The organism is Microscilla marina ATCC 23134 (assembly GCF_000169175.1).
Taxonomy (GTDB): domain Bacteria; phylum Bacteroidota; class Bacteroidia; order Cytophagales; family Microscillaceae; genus Microscilla; species Microscilla marina.
Genome location: NZ_AAWS01000031.1, coordinates 90,715 through 107,046 on the forward strand (window position 1 = coordinate 90,715; position 16,332 = coordinate 107,046).

12 protein-coding genes and 1 pseudogene are annotated in these 16,332 nt (G+C 39.5%); 4 read left to right on the top strand and 9 right to left on the bottom strand.

The annotated features are described in order from the left end of the window. Positions 1-701: 701 nt before the first annotated feature. The gene (locus M23134_RS24205) at positions 702-1,094 is read left to right on the top strand and encodes a DUF1987 domain-containing protein (protein ID WP_045114251.1); all 393 of its coding nucleotides are present in this window, start codon (positions 702-704) and stop codon (positions 1,092-1,094) included. 83 nt (positions 1,095-1,177) lie between these two features. On the opposite strand, the gene M23134_RS24210 is transcribed toward M23134_RS24205, so the two are convergent. The 4 genes from M23134_RS24210 to M23134_RS24225 form a co-directional block, all read right to left on the bottom strand. Further along, positions 1,178-1,810, bottom strand: coding sequence for a hypothetical protein (locus M23134_RS24210; RefSeq protein ID WP_002700493.1), 633 nt, complete (start codon positions 1,808-1,810; stop codon positions 1,178-1,180). 169 nt (positions 1,811-1,979) lie between these two features. After that, positions 1,980-2,984: an isoaspartyl peptidase/L-asparaginase family protein gene (locus tag M23134_RS24215; protein ID WP_045114239.1), complete on the bottom strand. Its 1,005-nt coding sequence runs from the start codon at positions 2,982-2,984 to the stop codon at positions 1,980-1,982. Between the two features lie 235 nt (positions 2,985-3,219). Next, on the bottom strand, positions 3,220-4,098 hold the full coding sequence (locus tag M23134_RS24220; RefSeq protein ID WP_002700497.1) for a DUF6048 family protein: 879 nt from the start codon (positions 4,096-4,098) through the stop codon (positions 3,220-3,222). Between the two features lie 14 nt (positions 4,099-4,112). Beyond that, a complete protein-coding gene (locus M23134_RS24225) occupies positions 4,113-4,616 on the bottom strand; it encodes a hypothetical protein (RefSeq protein ID WP_002700503.1) in 504 nt (167 codons plus the stop codon). A 352-nt stretch (positions 4,617-4,968) separates the two neighbouring features. On the opposite strand from M23134_RS24225, the gene M23134_RS24230 reads away from it, so the two are divergent. Then, the gene (locus M23134_RS24230) at positions 4,969-5,685 is read left to right on the top strand and encodes an SDR family oxidoreductase (RefSeq protein WP_045114240.1); all 717 of its coding nucleotides are present in this window, start codon (positions 4,969-4,971) and stop codon (positions 5,683-5,685) included. A 258-nt stretch (positions 5,686-5,943) separates the two neighbouring features. Here the strand turns inward: M23134_RS24230 and M23134_RS24235 are convergent, their stop codons facing one another. Beyond that, positions 5,944-6,876, bottom strand: a complete 933-nt coding sequence (locus tag M23134_RS24235) for a hypothetical protein (protein ID WP_157558624.1) — start codon at positions 6,874-6,876, stop codon at positions 5,944-5,946. Between the two features lie 161 nt (positions 6,877-7,037). On the opposite strand from M23134_RS24235, the gene M23134_RS24240 reads away from it, so the two are divergent. Both M23134_RS24240 and M23134_RS24250 read left to right on the top strand, forming a co-directional pair. Beyond that, on the top strand, positions 7,038-9,359 hold the full coding sequence (locus tag M23134_RS24240) for a sensor histidine kinase (protein WP_002700511.1): 2,322 nt from the start codon (positions 7,038-7,040) through the stop codon (positions 9,357-9,359). Positions 9,360-9,649: 290 nt separating this feature from the next. After that, positions 9,650-10,447: a helix-turn-helix transcriptional regulator gene (locus M23134_RS24250; protein ID WP_045114242.1), complete on the top strand. Its 798-nt coding sequence runs from the start codon at positions 9,650-9,652 to the stop codon at positions 10,445-10,447. Positions 10,448-10,798: 351 nt separating this feature from the next. Here the strand turns inward: M23134_RS24250 and M23134_RS24255 are convergent, their stop codons facing one another. The 4 genes and pseudogenes from M23134_RS24255 to M23134_RS38830 form a co-directional block, all read right to left on the bottom strand. Further along, entirely contained in the window at positions 10,799-13,120 is a 2,322-nt protein-coding gene (locus tag M23134_RS24255) for a tetratricopeptide repeat protein (protein WP_002700518.1), read from the bottom strand. Positions 13,121-13,778: 658 nt separating this feature from the next. Beyond that, on the bottom strand, positions 13,779-15,011 hold the full coding sequence (locus M23134_RS24260; RefSeq protein WP_002700520.1) for a zinc-dependent metalloprotease: 1,233 nt from the start codon (positions 15,009-15,011) through the stop codon (positions 13,779-13,781). 160 nt (positions 15,012-15,171) lie between these two features. After that, positions 15,172-15,630, bottom strand: coding sequence for a hypothetical protein (locus tag M23134_RS24265; RefSeq protein WP_002700522.1), 459 nt, complete (start codon positions 15,628-15,630; stop codon positions 15,172-15,174). Between the two features lie 24 nt (positions 15,631-15,654). Continuing rightward, a pseudogene (locus M23134_RS38830) lies at positions 15,655-16,332 on the bottom strand (cell division protein ZapB); the annotation flags it as partial.

Consider the following 16,332-nt stretch of genomic DNA (forward strand, 5'->3'; position numbering starts at 1 on the left):
TGGATATGGCGTGCAATTTTGTTTCATTGAAGTTTAGTTATAGACACTTACACACTCAAAGTTTTTTTGAGGTAATTTATAGGGTTCATACTACTCAAAACTGTGTATAAATATAAAGCAGTCATATCAAAATAAACTATACTATATAAACTGGATTGTTATGAATGCATTTCTGTACAAACAACTGCCTGACAAATTATTACTTGACTCTTTTAGTTGCTGATTGACAAGGTGTTTTGTTTGTATAAGTAGTTTTATTTTTTAGAAATGATACCTCAAACAATGAGATAAACTTTATAATAAACAGCTGATTTTTTTATAAAATATAGTGCTATTTTAGAGCTGGTTGAGGTATTTTTGTTAAATTGTATTATTACATTGTAGACCAATTTTACTAAATTAGTGTTTTACTAATAAACAAACTTTTGGTGAAAATCACCTTTTGTTATCATACACAGATAGTCGTGTAAACCTCTAATATCTAATCCTCTAAGTAAATGCGCTATCATTTTGGATGAACTTTGCTGATTGATGCACTTTAAAAATCGTACAACATTCGCTTTTTGAAGTAAAATCAAGGGGCTAAAGTTGCTGAAAGAGTGGGCAGGTATTTAGTGGTTGAGGTACTAGTACTAATATTAATTGTTTCAACTGTCTTTTTTTCTTCCTTTAACTTTATGCTTGAAATGCTAAAGGTAACTATGAAATCCATTTTTATTAAACAAACCAATAAATCTCCCGAAATCAATTTCAATTATGATACCGGTGAGCTAAAAATTACAGGCAACTCGTTAGTTCAAAACAGCTATGAATTTTATACTCCATTGTTAGAGTGGATTGATGATTATGTGCGAGCGCCTAAAGCAAAAAATACCAAGGTCTTCATCAAAGTTGTTTACTTTACTACAGATGCTTCTGGCTTTTTTATCAAAATATTAAAACGGCTTGAGCAATTGGCTATGGCCAACCATTTGGTAATGGTAAAGTGGTACTATGAGGAAGGAGACGTTGATATGCGCGAAACTATTCACATGTTTCGTAGCTTGGTGCCTCAGCTCAACCTGGAGTCGGTAGTGGTCAAAGAAGTGTTGTAGCCAAAGCATCGTTCATACATTTGCAAACGATGCTTATTGTAGGGAAACAGGAGGCATTGAGCCAATATACCAAACCAGGCTACTTACTTGACCCTGATTGATTTCATCATTTTATAAACACTGCTTTTCCATTCCCTTAATTCCTTTGCTGGACAAGAGAAATTGAATATGTAAATTTTACCCTCTTTGACCGTGTACATCAGGTAGGAATATTGCCGTAATAGTCCTTTGGCTTTGCCTACCAATTTCTTTTTTTCTGCTTTTACTACCCCCACAAATTCAAATACAACAAAATTACGTTTTCTGATAGTTTGTATTTTATCCTGTTTAAAACGTACCCCATCGTGTAGCCTTAATATGGTTGACTTATACAAACTCTTCATCATCTTTAGGTCGTTGAGGCTCCACTCTGCCTGATGTTTACGCATTTTCCCCTTGCTATCGACAAACGTTTGACGGGTACCTGCCGGAGCGTGAGTAAGCGCAGTGTTGATGCCAAAAGTAGCTTTGCCTACATTGCTTCTATACATAGCAATAGGTTTGCGGTAGCCCGCAAATTCTTGTTGATATTCGCGGTCACTCATGACTATAAAGTTTTCTGGAAGCTTGATAGTAATGTTGTCATTGATCTTGGTTTTTTTTAGTTTTTGGGCGTGGACAATGCTTGCTGTTGTTATGGATAGTAAAAAAAATAAGGTGCCAGTGAGTCTTTTCATGTAGTATATTTATTTTATTAACTTTATTATTTTTTGCTGCAGTATTTTCTAAAAAAATAAGGAGTGAATTTATCAAAAACACTCCTCCTCTCCTCAAAAGGGATTAGATGTTAATTGCTGTAAGGCAAAACGAAGCACCCTTCGTTTTTAGTATACCACATGTGGCGTACTACCTATAAATATACGTTTTTATCTTTCCATCTGGAGTGGCTACTCCTCGGTACATTCCTGCGCTATTAAAAGTCATGGTGTAGTTACCATCTTGGTCTAAAGCAATGATGCCACCTGAACCACCCATTTTTTTGAGCTTTTTCATCACCACTTCTTTAGCTGCTTTTTGCACACTCCACCCTTTGTATTCCATCAAGGCAGAAATATTGTGGGCTACCACCACTCGCATAAAGAACTCACCATGCCCGGTGGCCGATACTCCACAAGTACGGTTATTGGCATAAGTGGCTGCCCCAATGATAGGAGTATCGCCTACTCGCCCCCATTTTTTATTGGTCATTCCTCCCGTTGAAGTTCCGGCAGCTATATTACCGTATTGATCCAACGCTACGGCACCTACTGTGCCCAGTTTTTTGTTCAAATCAATCAAATCTTCTGCGCTTCCACTTTTACCTTTTACAGCGTTCTTTTGCACCCTTTTTAGTTGTTCATACCTACGTTTGGTATAAAAATACTTGGGTTTGACTATTTCCAACCTTTGTTGTGTGGCAAAAGTTTCGGCACCCTTGCCCGTAAGCATTACGTGAGGTGATTTTTTCATCACTGCCAAAGCGGCTGTAATAGGGTTTTTGACAATGGTTACACTGGATACTGCTCCTGCATTGAGGGTCTTACCTTCCATGATAGAGGCATCTAGTTCGTTGGTTCCCTGGTTGGTAAACACTGCACCTTTGCCTGCATTGAACAAGGGCGAGTTTTCCAGTATTTTAATGGCTGTCACTACTGCGTCAAGGCTGGTGCCCCCTTTTTTTAATATATTGTGTCCCTTTTTTAAAGCCTCTTCCAGTTTGTTATGGTAAGCTTTTTCTTGTTGGGGTGTCATATACTTTTTAAGAATGGTACCTGCGCCACCGTGAATCACTAAGGTTATTTTATTTTTTTGTGTGTAGCCCCATTGTATCAGGCACAGCATTGTTATAAGTAGAGTTAAAACTTTCTTCATAATTATCTAATGTTAGATTTCAGCTTTGAATATACTTATATTTTGGCTAAGTCAATACTCTATGCCAGTTAGAGTATTGACTCGTCTCGACTTTTTGAATGTTTGCAAAAATTATGGCTTTTGTTGAGTGATGAGAAGGTTTTGAAGTCAATGGACAAAATGAACGATTTGCCGCGCGTTATTAAAAGTTGAGATGAGTTCTATGTTTAAATAAGTACCCATAAGGTTGAATGGGTCACCTGCCATCACCTTTGTCTTTTTTAGGTGGGGTAGGGTTGGGAGGTGTTTTTTTTATGGGAGTTGAAGGAGTGATTATTACACGACGTTTGCGTTTTTTAGACTTAAAAGGTATGCGGTATAAAATATGGTATCCAAAGGCAAAATTAGCTGCATTGTTTACCCCGTAGCCAGGTATGTCGTTAGGGTAGAGTAACTCGCCCTCGCTTCCGGTAAGTTTTATTTTTACCCTAAACATGGGGCCCATGTATAAATTATTGAATAGTTCTACTTTGAACCCAAAATTGCCTTCGAGCCAAGTGCCCATGAGTTGTTTTTCTATAATTAGCCCACTCGCATCGCCCCCATTGGCAGTGTTGGTAATGGTATAACTAATGTCGTTGTCGAAGCGGGCATAACCAAAATGTAGCCCCACATATATTGCATCATCCTTGCTTTTTCGGTGTAGCATATTATAGTTAATGCCCATTCTGCCATAAAACCCTTGACTAGAATAAGTATAATTGCTTACTCCTTGCCTTATTCTTTGTTCCACTCCTCCGCTCAACTCTATAAAATATTTATTATTGAGCAATACTTCAAAGGTTCCTTGATAACTGGTAAACCGTTGGTCGAATGTGCCAAATGCTGTAGGCAGTATATCGGCACCCAACCTAAAACCGGCCAACCTCAACGGCTTATGCAAAGAGTCAGGCTTTGTCTTTTTCTTTGAACGAGCTGGTGGCGGTGTAATGTTTATTCTGGTAGTTGACTTTACAGTTGTACTGGTGTCTTTCTTTGTTTGGTCTTTTTTGGTAGGGGTTGTTTGAGCCTGTGCAACGTGCCCAATAAGCAAAACTATCCCCACTAATACAACTAAACCCTGCATCACTTTCATTGCTTTACGATTGTTTATTTGTGCTCTAAAAATATTTGAATGTTTCCACTGGTAGTGTCGGGGCTGACATTGATTAACCGCACCCGGCTGGTGCCAGACGATGAGGTGAACTCATTGATGGTAATGGCTTCGGTAACACCACAATCTGGTTTTTCAATACCTATTTTACGCGAAAATTTAACTTGAAAATCTTCACTGAAGGCCTTTTCTACACTGGAAGTATCGGTGTAAGTACCTGCGACACTATAGCTTGCCGAGTTGTTGTCAGAAGGCAGCAAAAAATTGATGAAGTTACCGGTAACGGTATCAGTGGAAGTGCCATTGGTGGATGTGATTTTGGTAAAGTTTACAGTGGTAGCACTGGATTGGGTACTGTCCAAAAAAAACAATACTTTGATGTAAGCAGAAGCATCACTGCTCTTGAGGTCTTGACAGTTTTGACAACGGCTGGTAAGCAGGGCTACAGTTATACACAGAACAATTTGAAACCAATGGGGTTGGGAGAATAACCTCTTCATTTTTATACGTTTACGTTTTTTTGAAGCAAAACTACAAGTTAAATACGAAATGAGGTACAAATTTGCCTCATAACTTCTCTTGAGTCAACAAAAAAAACCTTACAGACAAGGGTCCGCAAGGTTTCCAAACCATATAACCATGAAAAACCTAACTTACTAATTCTTTATATCCATATTATATAAAATCGATATCATGAACAAGTAAAAAGGTATTTTATTTATACAAATGTATCAATAAAATCAATACGAAAAAAAAATTAATCCAATTTTTAGTAACTATACATCTAATGTACTGACATTTGTAAGAATTGCTTAAGTTTAGCATAATTTGGTAAAACTTAAGTACAATTTTATGGATATAAAAGATGCACGTATACTTATAACGGGTGGAAGTGCTGGAATTGGCAAAGCCACCGCAAAAATGTTAGCCAATGCCGGAGCAAAGGTCTTAATTACAGGTAGAGACGAAAAAAAGCTGCAAAATGTTGCCCAAGAGTTGGGGGTAATGTATGTAGCAGCCAATGTTGCTTTACCTGCCGACATTGACAAAACGTTTGATATGGTTAACAACCAATTAGGAGGGCTAGATGTTTTGATAAACAACGCAGGCATTGGCGAATTCCCTACTTTAGAAGAACTAAGCCTCGAAGATTTTCAGCGGGTATACAATGTAAATGTGTTTGGGTTGGCACTTATGACCCAAAAAGCGGCGCATTTGTTCAAAGAGCAAAACTCAGGCAATATTATCAACATTGCTTCTACAGCAGCTACCAAAGGCTTTGAACGGGGTACTATTTATGCTTCGTCTAAGTTTGCCTTGCGGGGCATGACCGAGTGTTGGCAGGCAGAGCTACGGCGCTACAACGTGCGGGTAATTTTGGTAAACCCCAGTGAAGTACCCACTGCTTTTGCCCAACCCGACCGTAAAGAACGTGAAGACGTGCCTCATAAACTGACCAGTGATGAGATAGCGCAGGCTATTAAAGGGGCTTTGGAAATGGATAGTCGGGGTTTTATCAAAGAACTTACTGTAATAGCTACTAATCCTTGGCTTGCCGAAGGAAATTAGCTGCGATATTTCGTTTTTGTGACGATATATCGCGTAAAAAAGGTTGTTTATTTCTGCGATGCTTGACAGCGACAAAAAAATATTGTGAGTTATATTGTTGATAGCCAAAGGTTTATAAAGTATTGTTTTTGTAGCTACATTTTTGGTCTTTGGTTTGAATATATACTAACCAAAGATATTTAATAAGCTTTGTGGTTAGGAAACAAAAAAGACTCTACAGTGTAGGGTCTTTTTTTTGCCTTTAGGGGTAGTGCAAGGTCATTTCTTTCGTTTAAAAACCCATACTTTTCCATTGGGTAGGTTGAGCACCAAGGCATCGTTTCCTGCAAGTTCAGCCTTGTATTTGTTTTTGCCTATATTGATTGTAAACGTCTTATCCTGAGCATTTAGGGGAGAGTTTCCTGCACCTATTCCAACATTACTTTTTTTACTGTAGTAAGTACAGAAAAACCAGCTTTTGTTTTGTTCTATGTCAATGTAATTGCCTCCAATATCTACAAACCTGCCATTGTAGGGGTAGTACTTTTGCTGAATGTCTTTGATTTGCCCTTGATCATTGATTTGGTAATAGTGATCTTGTTCGTATTCTTTTCTACTGGGCTTGCCGTTTGCGTCCCACATATAACCTATACTCTTGATAAGTAATACTTGGTTGGGCAATTGACGACTAATGTCTACTTGATAGTTGGTATATTTACTGGTACGCCCTAACAATATACCACTGATAAACTTGCCTTGTAGGGTGTAATTGATGAGAAAACAATGCACTTCTTCGATGCTGTCTTTCCACATTTTTTCATCTACAAAGAGGTAAACCAAACTGCGGTACTGATTTGATAACTGATAGCTGCCGTATTGATAGTAGCTAAATGCTTTTTCTTTCAATAGGTCGATGTGTGCAGACAGTGAGTTGCCCCTTAAAAACTGAGTGAGCCCTTGGTTTCCAAAGGGTAAAGTGTTGTTGTTGATGCTTTGCTTAAGAATAGGACCTATGATCCAGTACAATTCGTCGCCTTTGGGCACCAACTTTAGTTTCTTTTGTGGGCTGGTTTCCAGCCATTCCTGGCTGATATAAACCTTGGAACCCAGTTTTTTAAAGCCCTGATAGTAACGAGTAAATTCAGCAGCAGGTTGGGCTTTTGCCGAAAGGCAAATAAGCAAAACAAAAAAGATGATCAAACAATGTTTCATTGGAGGTAATTGATAAGTACTGATAGACAAATACCTAAATAACGAACACTAAGCCTTTATTGGTTTTGCCGATCAATATTTTGTGTTATCTTGATGACAAGCAAACATGTTTTGTCTTTTAAGTATGTATACTATGTGATTATAATACAAAAGCTTGCAAAATGACAACACAAACGAAACTATGGTGGGTATGTTTTTTAGGTTGTTTGTTGTGGTTAACTGGGTGTAGCCCAGTAAAGACAAAGCCCAAAGTAACCAATGGAAAAATGGATTTGAGCCAGTACGATTTTGCCAAGTCGGGTACCGTATTGCTGAGTGGGGACTGGGAGTTTTACTGGGAAAAGTTTTACTATAGCTCACATTTCAAAAAAGGGCGGCCTACTTCGAGCAAACTGGTAAATGTACCTGAAAGCTGGAATGGGTTGAATGTAGGAGGTAAAACTCTTGCGGGCAATGGCTATGCTACTTACCGGATGCGGCTGACGCTTCCTGCCAAAGGGATGAAGTTAGGGGTAAAAATGTTGACTGTCGCTACTGCCTATGAGCTGTATATCAATGGTAAATTGCTATGTACTAATGGCAAAATAAGTCGTCAAAAACAAGGGGCAGTGCCTTCTTACAATCCATTGGTGGTAAACTTTGTGAATGACACCCAAGAGGTAGAAATAATCTGGCTGGTTTCTAACTACCATCATCGTAAAGGAGGTGCCTGGCAAGAGGTGCGTGTAGGACTTGAGCACCAAATAGACCGCAACCGTGAGGCCACTGCATTGGCCGATTTCTTTTTGATGGGAAGCATCTTTATTATGGCTTTGTACCATATTGGGTTGTTTTGGGCAAGGCGCAAAAGCGTGTCAGCTCTGTATTTTAGTGGGGTTTGTTTGATGGCAGCCCTTCGCTTGACAGTAACTGATGAATACTTTTTGCATGACTTTGTATTGGTTGACTGGTTTACCATCATTAGGCTAGAGTACCTGTCTATGAACTTAGGCATGCCTGCTACAGCCTGGTTGTTGCGCACATTGTACCCTCAAGAGTATCCCAAACGATTGGCGCAAGCTCAGTCGGTCATGTTTTTGTTCCTGAGCCTTATTGTATTGTTCCTGCCCCCTCATTTGTTTACCCAAACAGTTACTCTTTCGCAGTTGGGCATTGTCATCAGTGGGTTTTACGCGGCTTATTTATTGGTAAAGGCAGCTTTGCGTAAGCGCGAAGGGGCATTATTGTTTATCGTGGGTTTTCTTGCCTTTTTTGGGGCCATTGTCAACGACATTTTATATAGCAATGATGTCATAGAAACAGACAATGTGTTTGGCACAGGTTTGTTTATCTTTATCTTTTCTCAAGCTCTGCTGCTTTCCCGCCGTTTTTCTAAGGCATTTAGCGAAGCTGAGCAATTGACTGAAGCCTTAAATTTTACTAATCAAAACCTGGAAGAGTTGGTAGGTGTGCGTACCCAAGACCTTAAAGACAGTAACAATAAGTTGAATCAGTCGCTGGAAGAACTGGATGCCATTAATGAAAAATTGATAGAGTTGGATAAGTTTAAACAACAAATGATGGGAATGATTGTGCACGATCTTAAAAATCCGCTCAACTCCATTATTGGCTTGTCGGAGCAACAAAACGATCCTCGTTTTTTCAGTACTATCCACCAGTCGGGGCAGCGTATGCAAGGGTTGATTATGGATATTCTGGACGTGCAAAAATTTGAAGAAAGTAAGATGAAATTGCTCAAAGACAAGGTAGTGCTGGAAGAACTGCTTCAGTGGGCTATTCAGCAAATTAGCTTTTTGATTCGAGAAAAAAACCATCAGGTGACTATTGAAGCTCCGTCAGATGTTTATGTAGAAGTAGACAAAGATCTCTTGCTAAGGGTGATGGTAAACCTCCTTACCAATGCCAGCAAACATACTCCTCAGAATGGTAAAATTTGCCTGTCTGTTGAAACCACCGCAAATGAACAAGGTAAATGGGGTAAGGTGTTGGTGGCAGATTCGGGCGAAGGCATACCAGCGACACACATAGATAAAATTTTTAAGAAGTTTCACCAGGTGTCACCAAAAAAATCAGGGGCAATACGTTCCACTGGCTTAGGGCTTACTTTTTGTAAACTGACCGTAGAAGCTCACGGAGGTCATATAGGGGTAGTATCGCCAGTAGGAGAGGGGGCTACTTTTTGGTTTACTTTGCCTTTGGCTGCTCCACCCACCACTCAAACATTATCTGCCGGAGCCCCATCGGTAGAAACATCTCAACGTCCGATAGCTTTTGATTTTACCTCAGAAGAACTAGCCTTGCTCAAACCTGTAGCAGTGAAGGTGGCACAATATGAGATTTTTCAAATAAGTAAAATACGTGAAGCAATGGCTCCGTTGGACACGCATTTGGGCGAAAGCCTCAAGAATTGGCGTATAGAACTGGAAGACTCCATGTATACTTACAATGAGCAGCGCTTTAAAGAGTTGTTGGAAATGCTTTAGCTTTGGGTATGTTCTCTTTGGTTTATCCTTTTGGTCAATGCCTGATTGTAGCAAATAGCAGCAAGTTGTTGTTAAAAATGGCTTATCTGTTATTTTTGCACTTTTTTATGAGTAGAGGTGGTTTTGATGATAATTATTTGGCAATGAGTGTATTAAATATTGTTTGTAGACTTGATTTATTTTATTAAAATGTTTTGTTGACATTTGATATACATCGTTTTTTTGCTTCAAGATGCCCCCTTCTTTAACTTCATCAGCAACTTGATTAACCAAAAAAATATCTATCCTTTATGTTACCCAAAATTACCTTAAATGCTAAGCCAAATTGTGTTAAAAGCTTATTAAACTTAGGTTACTTTTATTCTTTAATAAAAAGTGTGTTTAGGCGTGTTTTTCCAGACTCTAGAAGAGTATTATTCACTTTTTTAGAAAAGCGGACACTTCATAAATGCTTTTATTCACAAGGCTTGCTTTTATTTGTGTTACACGTGGAAGGTGTTACCCTAATGATAGGGGTTATGGCTGCTTTTCTAACTGTGGTAGCTGTTGTAGCAAACCAGAAACAGGTTTATTATAAGAATTGTTTACAGATGTATGAGATAGAGAAGTGTAATTATGAAGAGGAAATGCAACAAGTAAAAGAAGAATGTTTGACTTTAAAACGCAGTTTGGCGGCAAGTTCGGCTAAGATGCTGAAACAAAATCAATTTTTGATGCAAGTACAAGCAGAACTAAAAAATATAGTGAGTACTGGATTTCATAATTGCCACTCTATACAAGATAAAATTACTAAGCTGGAAGATGCTATTGATTATTATTTGAAAAGTGACAAAAGGTGGAATGATTTTAAAGATAATTTTGACAAAATTCATCCTCACTTTTTTTCCAGGCTCACCAAAGAGTACCCCAACCTTACCAATAGCGAACTACGACTTTGTGCCTTGCTAAGGCTTAATTGTAATACCAAAGATATTGCGCAGTTATTGGGCGTATCACAAAAAAGCGCAAACATGGCACGTTATCGTTTAAGAAAGAAAATGAAAGTGCAAACTGATAAACCTCTAAACTCGTTTATGATGGGTTATTAGTACCTTCTGTTAGTACTATCAAACTTTTAAATACGCTTTTATAAGTTGTTGAAAATCAACGTGATATAAAGGTGTAGTTACCTATAAACCGAATCTACAGGCTTGCTGTGATGAGCTCAATGCAATTAAACAGGGTCTAGCACCGATATTCATCGGTATCTAAGGACTTGCGACTTGTCGCTTGAAACTTGCCCCTAACGGGGCTTTTAAGTACCAAGGCAAAATTAAACATACCTAATGAGTAGGTGTAACTACCTTATGATGAGCAAGTTGTTCTTACTTGTAGCACCGATATACATCGGTATCTAAGGACTTATGGCTAATTACTTGCTGCTACTTATAACGCTAGTTTTACCCAAATTGCATCAAAAAACTGATAAGGTTATCATCAGTACCCAAGGCAAGTTTTTTTCTAAGGCGGTAGCGCGCCATATTTGCACTTCGGTAAGAAATTCCCAGTATATCGGCTATTTCTTGAGTGTTGAAGTTGAGGCGTAGCAATGCGCTAATGCGAAAGTCGGCTGGGGAGAGGTTGGCAAACTGTTTTGCCAGTTCTTGGTAAAACTGGGGGTAAGTTTCTTCGAAGTAGTGCTGAAATTTTGCCCAGTCTTTATCTGACTGTAGCCCACGATGAATGATTTGCTTTATTTTTTTGAGTTGAGGGATTATTTCTTTTTTTGATTCTTTGGTGAACTCAGGTAAAGCAGATTTTACTTCTTCCAAGAACTTGTTTTTTTGCTGAATATGCAGCGCCTGAGACATCAACGACTGGTTTTTTAGTTCCAGTTCTTTTCGCAGGTGTGTTTGCTGTATTTGCTCTTTCTCCAGATTTGCCTGATAAAGTGCTTCTTTTTGACTTTGGATTAATTGGTTCTTGCGCAACCTCAACCTATGCTGGCGTATAATAAGTATGCTAATAATTAAAAAAGCCATGATGCCTGCCAGCAATAAATAGTTTAAGAGCGTATGTCTTTCTTTTTCAGCACGAAGCAAGGCTTTTTCTCTTTGATTAACAACGCTGATAGAGTCTTTCTCTGCTTGAAAGCGATAACGAGCTTCCAGTTGGGCAATCTTTCGGGTATTTTGTTGGTTAAACAAACTGTCGGACATTGTTTTGAATAACAAGTGACTGTTATAAGCTTCTTCATAATGGCCTAACTTCTGATGGGTAAGGGCCAAGGTCTCGTATCCTAAACTAGCGGTGCTTGTAGCACCAATTTTTTTGGCAAGCTGGGTGCCAGCTACCAATAGGTCTTTGGCTTTTGGGTACTCCTTCAGTTGATAATATGTATTGCCTAGTGAAACCTGGGCGTGTGCCAGGTAGTGCGCTTGTTTTTGTTTTTTATGAATAACAATGGCCTTTTGGAGATGCGCTAACGACAAAGCATACTTTTGCTGGTTTCTGTAAAAAATCCCTAGGTCTTCGTGAATTTTCCCCAAGAACTCTCTGTTATCCACTTCAAGGGTTGTTTTCATCGCTTGCTTAAAGTACACCTCGGCGCTGTCGCGGCTAGGTGTATTACCTTTGTCATAAGTAGTGGCAATTCCTCGGTACACTTTAATCAGAGAGGCTTTTTGTCCTGTTTTAGTAAACATTCGGAGAGATTTGAGGTAGTATTTTCTTGACAATGTATAATCTTTTTGTCTGTAGTGTATAGCCCCTATATTGTAGTAACTTCTGGCCATACCAGATTTTTCTCCAATCTTTTCCGAAATTTTCAAAGCTTTTAAGTGGTAGTCAATGGCTTGTGGAAACAAGTCTTGTACTTGATAAGTTAGCCCAATATCAGTGTATACCAAGGCTACATTTCTGTGATCTCCTACCTTTTGCCAAATTTTCAATGATTCCTGATAGTGTTTAATGGCTGCTGAGTAGTTATTTTGAATTCTGTAAATGTTTCCCAGGTTATTTAATACGCTGCCTGTAGAGGCCTCTTCTTTTAGTGTTTTAAAAATTTGTAATACTTTTTGATAGTTAGCCAATGCTTTGGCATATTTTCCTTGCCGTTCATAAATCAGTGCCATATTGTTGTAGTTTTGTCCAACGCCTCTTTTATTACCCAACTTCTGGTGGATATTTAATGCTTTCCGGCAATGTCTGAGTGCTTTTGTTGTATTGCCCAACCGATAATGAGTAATACCTAGGGTAGTTTGGGCATTGGCAATTAAACTTAGATCATTCGCTTTTTGGGCAACCTTCAGCGATTTTTTAAAGTATTCCATTCCTTGAGGAAACTTTCCCTGAAAGTTGAAGTGAATACCAAGCCCCATATATGCCTGATGCAAGCCTTTGTGGTAAGTCGCCTGCCTGGCTAAAGGTATTATTTTTTCATAGAATTGTCTGGCATTTTTAAAATACCCTCTCACCATACAGTTATAGCCTAATTGATAGTAAGCATCGCATATACCTTCTGGGTAGTTTATATGTTGAGCCAGGCTTATGGCTTTTGTACTGAACTGAGCGACTTTTAGGGAGTCGGCACGTTGATACTGTTTAGCGAGTAAATTATAAGTATTTACCCGTTTTTTGCCTGTCAAGTCAGTTTTTAGCAATGTTTGCAGAGAGTCTTTGATAGATATACCCTGAGCTTTTGCCTGGTAAATCAACCCAACAAATAATATTTTAAAAGCCAAAACCACCAGTAAAGGATTCTGGAGTTTTTTCAGGTTCATAGACGTAATATTTAATTCGAATCAACGGTAAAATATACAGCTATTTTAATAATATTTATTGAATTATTTAAAACTGTAAAAATTAATTAGTAAAACGAAAAAAATAAAATGTTCTAAGAGAACGAAGTACCTGATAAACACCAGGTGATTTTTTAACTTTGACAAGTTTGTGAAGGTGTAACACATTATTATGTTAGCGAACTCTACTGGATGTTGATGAAAATAGTTACTTTTGTTCGATAACGATGAAGTTTTTTTGACATATAGCAGCGTTACGGTGATAAAAGCTTCCTAAGGAATTGTTCAAAAATAAATTTACACTCTGAGAGGTGATTTTTCGCCTTGATACTTCGTTATTTTTAGCCTTTGGCAGAGCTCGGCACAGCATAGCTGTAGCCATCGGTTTTTGCCCGTAGCGCTGCTATGGGCGCAAAAAATAGCCTCGTCTCAAAACAAAACCTCTACCTCAAGAATGGTAACTTAATTTCTCACCATTCCTAAGCTAAAAAAACAAAAAAATCGTCAAAGAATTTCTGGAGAAATTGCCAGTAATCTTGGACGATTTTTTACTTCTGTAGAATTATTTTTTCAACCTTTGATGCGGCTTTTTTTTTTGAATAAAGCTTTGTGCTGGGTAAGCTCGACAACAGAGGGTGATTTACTTCAGCATCACTTTTTTGAGCCTGATTTGTTCGCCTGCTGTGTATTTTACCAGGTAAATGCCAGCAGGCAGTGCTTTGAGCTGAACATTTACCTTGTCTCCAGCCTTTACTTTTTGGCGAAACACTTCAGCTCCCCATGAAGCATACACCACCAGCCAACCAGAGGGAGAAGTAAAAGGCGAAGTGCTTGCTGGAATGAGCACGGCGAAGTTTCCGTGGGTAGGGTTGGGGTACAGCTTCATTTCTATAGAGCCTTTGGCGGCAGAGGGAGCATTCAACGAAATGGGTGAGTGAGTACTTACAGCGGGTGTGCTTGCGCAGGATCCGCCAATAAATGCCGAGAACTCTCCCCCGCGAGTTACCTGGAACCCATCAGTTAAAACAACTTCTAAACCTGCTGCGTAGGTGGCACTTGCACCATAATAAATGGGGTGGCTGGCAGTAATCCTATAAATGGCCTCCTGGGTAGTTGTGTGACCATTATTAAGGGTTTTGGTAAGCGACAAGTTGGCTTCACAGTTGTTGTCGCAAGCCGTCACACAGCTCGCATTGGTTACCTTATGGCGTATGAGGTTGCCGGGTTGCAGCCCAAAACCTAAAGTAAAGTCAATGCCTACCGGATTGAACTGGCAATAACTCATAATAGTGCCACCTTCAGGAGGCACGTTGGGCACCGGGCAACCTGACTCAGTGAAACCAGCGCATCCATCAATGGCGGTAGCGTTGCCGTTCCATACACAAGAGTGGGTATGCAACGAACCCATCAAATGCCCCAATTCGTGCGCTATCATATGCACGGGTTCGCTATAGTTGGGTACCTGAGTGTAGTAATCGAAAAAACCTGCCACAGAAGTGCGGTTGCCAGCGTTAGAGTGGCACAAAGTACCTAAATGGGCTACTCCCCCCAATAAATTCCAATCGAAGGTAAGTAATTGCGACAAATGGGCATTTGTTGGGTGGCGTTCCTGGCTAATTCTAAACTCATAAAACAAGTCAGATGGACGAGTAGCCGTATAAGGGTCGGGTGTATCCCAAATCTTTAGTTCAGACAATCTTATCTGAATATCTTCATTGGCATACAAAGTAGCTACTTCATTGAATAACCCGGCGACATAGTTCTGCACGTTGGTCACACTTTTCTTTGCCTGAAAAATGTCATATCTGGTTTCCAGGTATATTTTTACACACTTGCGGTTGGTATTGGTGACACGGCTACGTTGGGATTGCAATAAGACCTCGGCTGGGTAGCTTGGTACATGCCCTACAGTACTACAGGTAGACGATGTTTTGGTATGTTGCCGTTTATCTAACGAGATGGCATATAACTTATCCTGGTTTTTACCTTGCCAATGCTATAGTTGCCTTTGCCACGAATAGACACAATGCCTGTCATTTCGCCTTCAAAAAACTCATAGAGACTATACTCTCGTTTTCCTGCCCTCTCACTACTCCCCGGTAATGTTTCTGGCGAGTGTGATTGGCTCGGTAAGCCTTTCCACTGCTAGTATTTATCTGAATTTGATAAAACGAAGCAGGAACTTCTACTAAATCTACTATCCAATTACCTTTAATACTTTGCCCATTAGGTAAAGTAAATGAACTAAACTTAGTGGCTCTCAATGCACTGCGAGCCACTTTGGGGCTATAGGTAAAGTATTGCGTATTTGGAGAAGCATTGATTCGTGCCCGAACTTGCTTTGCCCTTGCTACTTCTCCTATTTGATAAAAATGGTGTCGGGTGTTTTGAGCCTGTTGGAGGCTTTTTTTAAACTGGGGCAATGGTTGTGCAACCCCTTGGAATACTATCCACCAACACAGGATAAATCCATGGTATTTAAACTTTTTCATAAGTCATTGTGATAGTTAAGGGGATTATTTTTTAGGATTTTGCTTTAGCTGCTGGTTTTCTTGCTTCAGAGTGGTTACCTCTTGTTGCAATTGTTTGATGAAGCCTACGCTTTTATTGACTTGTTTTTTTAGTTCAATCATATACAGGGTAAGCTCTTCTATTTTTCGTAACAGGGTAGCATTCATTTGTCCTACTAGTATGCCCTCTTTGGCTACTACCTGAGCAGAGGGTACATCGGGCAAGTGTTGGTGTTTTTGGATAAACTGCTCTACCTCAGTTAAAGTGCGCAAAGCGTAGCCAGGGGCAAATACGTAGTCAGGCCAGGGGCTTACCTGAGTAATCCTGATTTCTCTGGCGCCTATTTTACCTTCTACCGCTAACTTAAAGCTTCCAGGGCGATTGGTGCCAATACCTATGTGACCATTGCGTGCAATGAACATTCTTTCTTGATCTCCGGAAAAAAATGACAATCCATAGTATGGGCTATGTTTTTTAGAGTTTTGAATCCACTCGCTCCACCCTCCCGCAGGAAACTCTCCAAATACCATGCGTCCATCGTGTCGTAAGCGAATATCGCCGCCTGATGATACATGCAAAGCTGAACTAGGCGAGTTGGTACCAATGCCAACATTTCCGTTGTTGTAGTAAATTTGACTTCCGCTCTTTGACCATTGGGCCCAGCCAGCAGATGTATAAAAAAA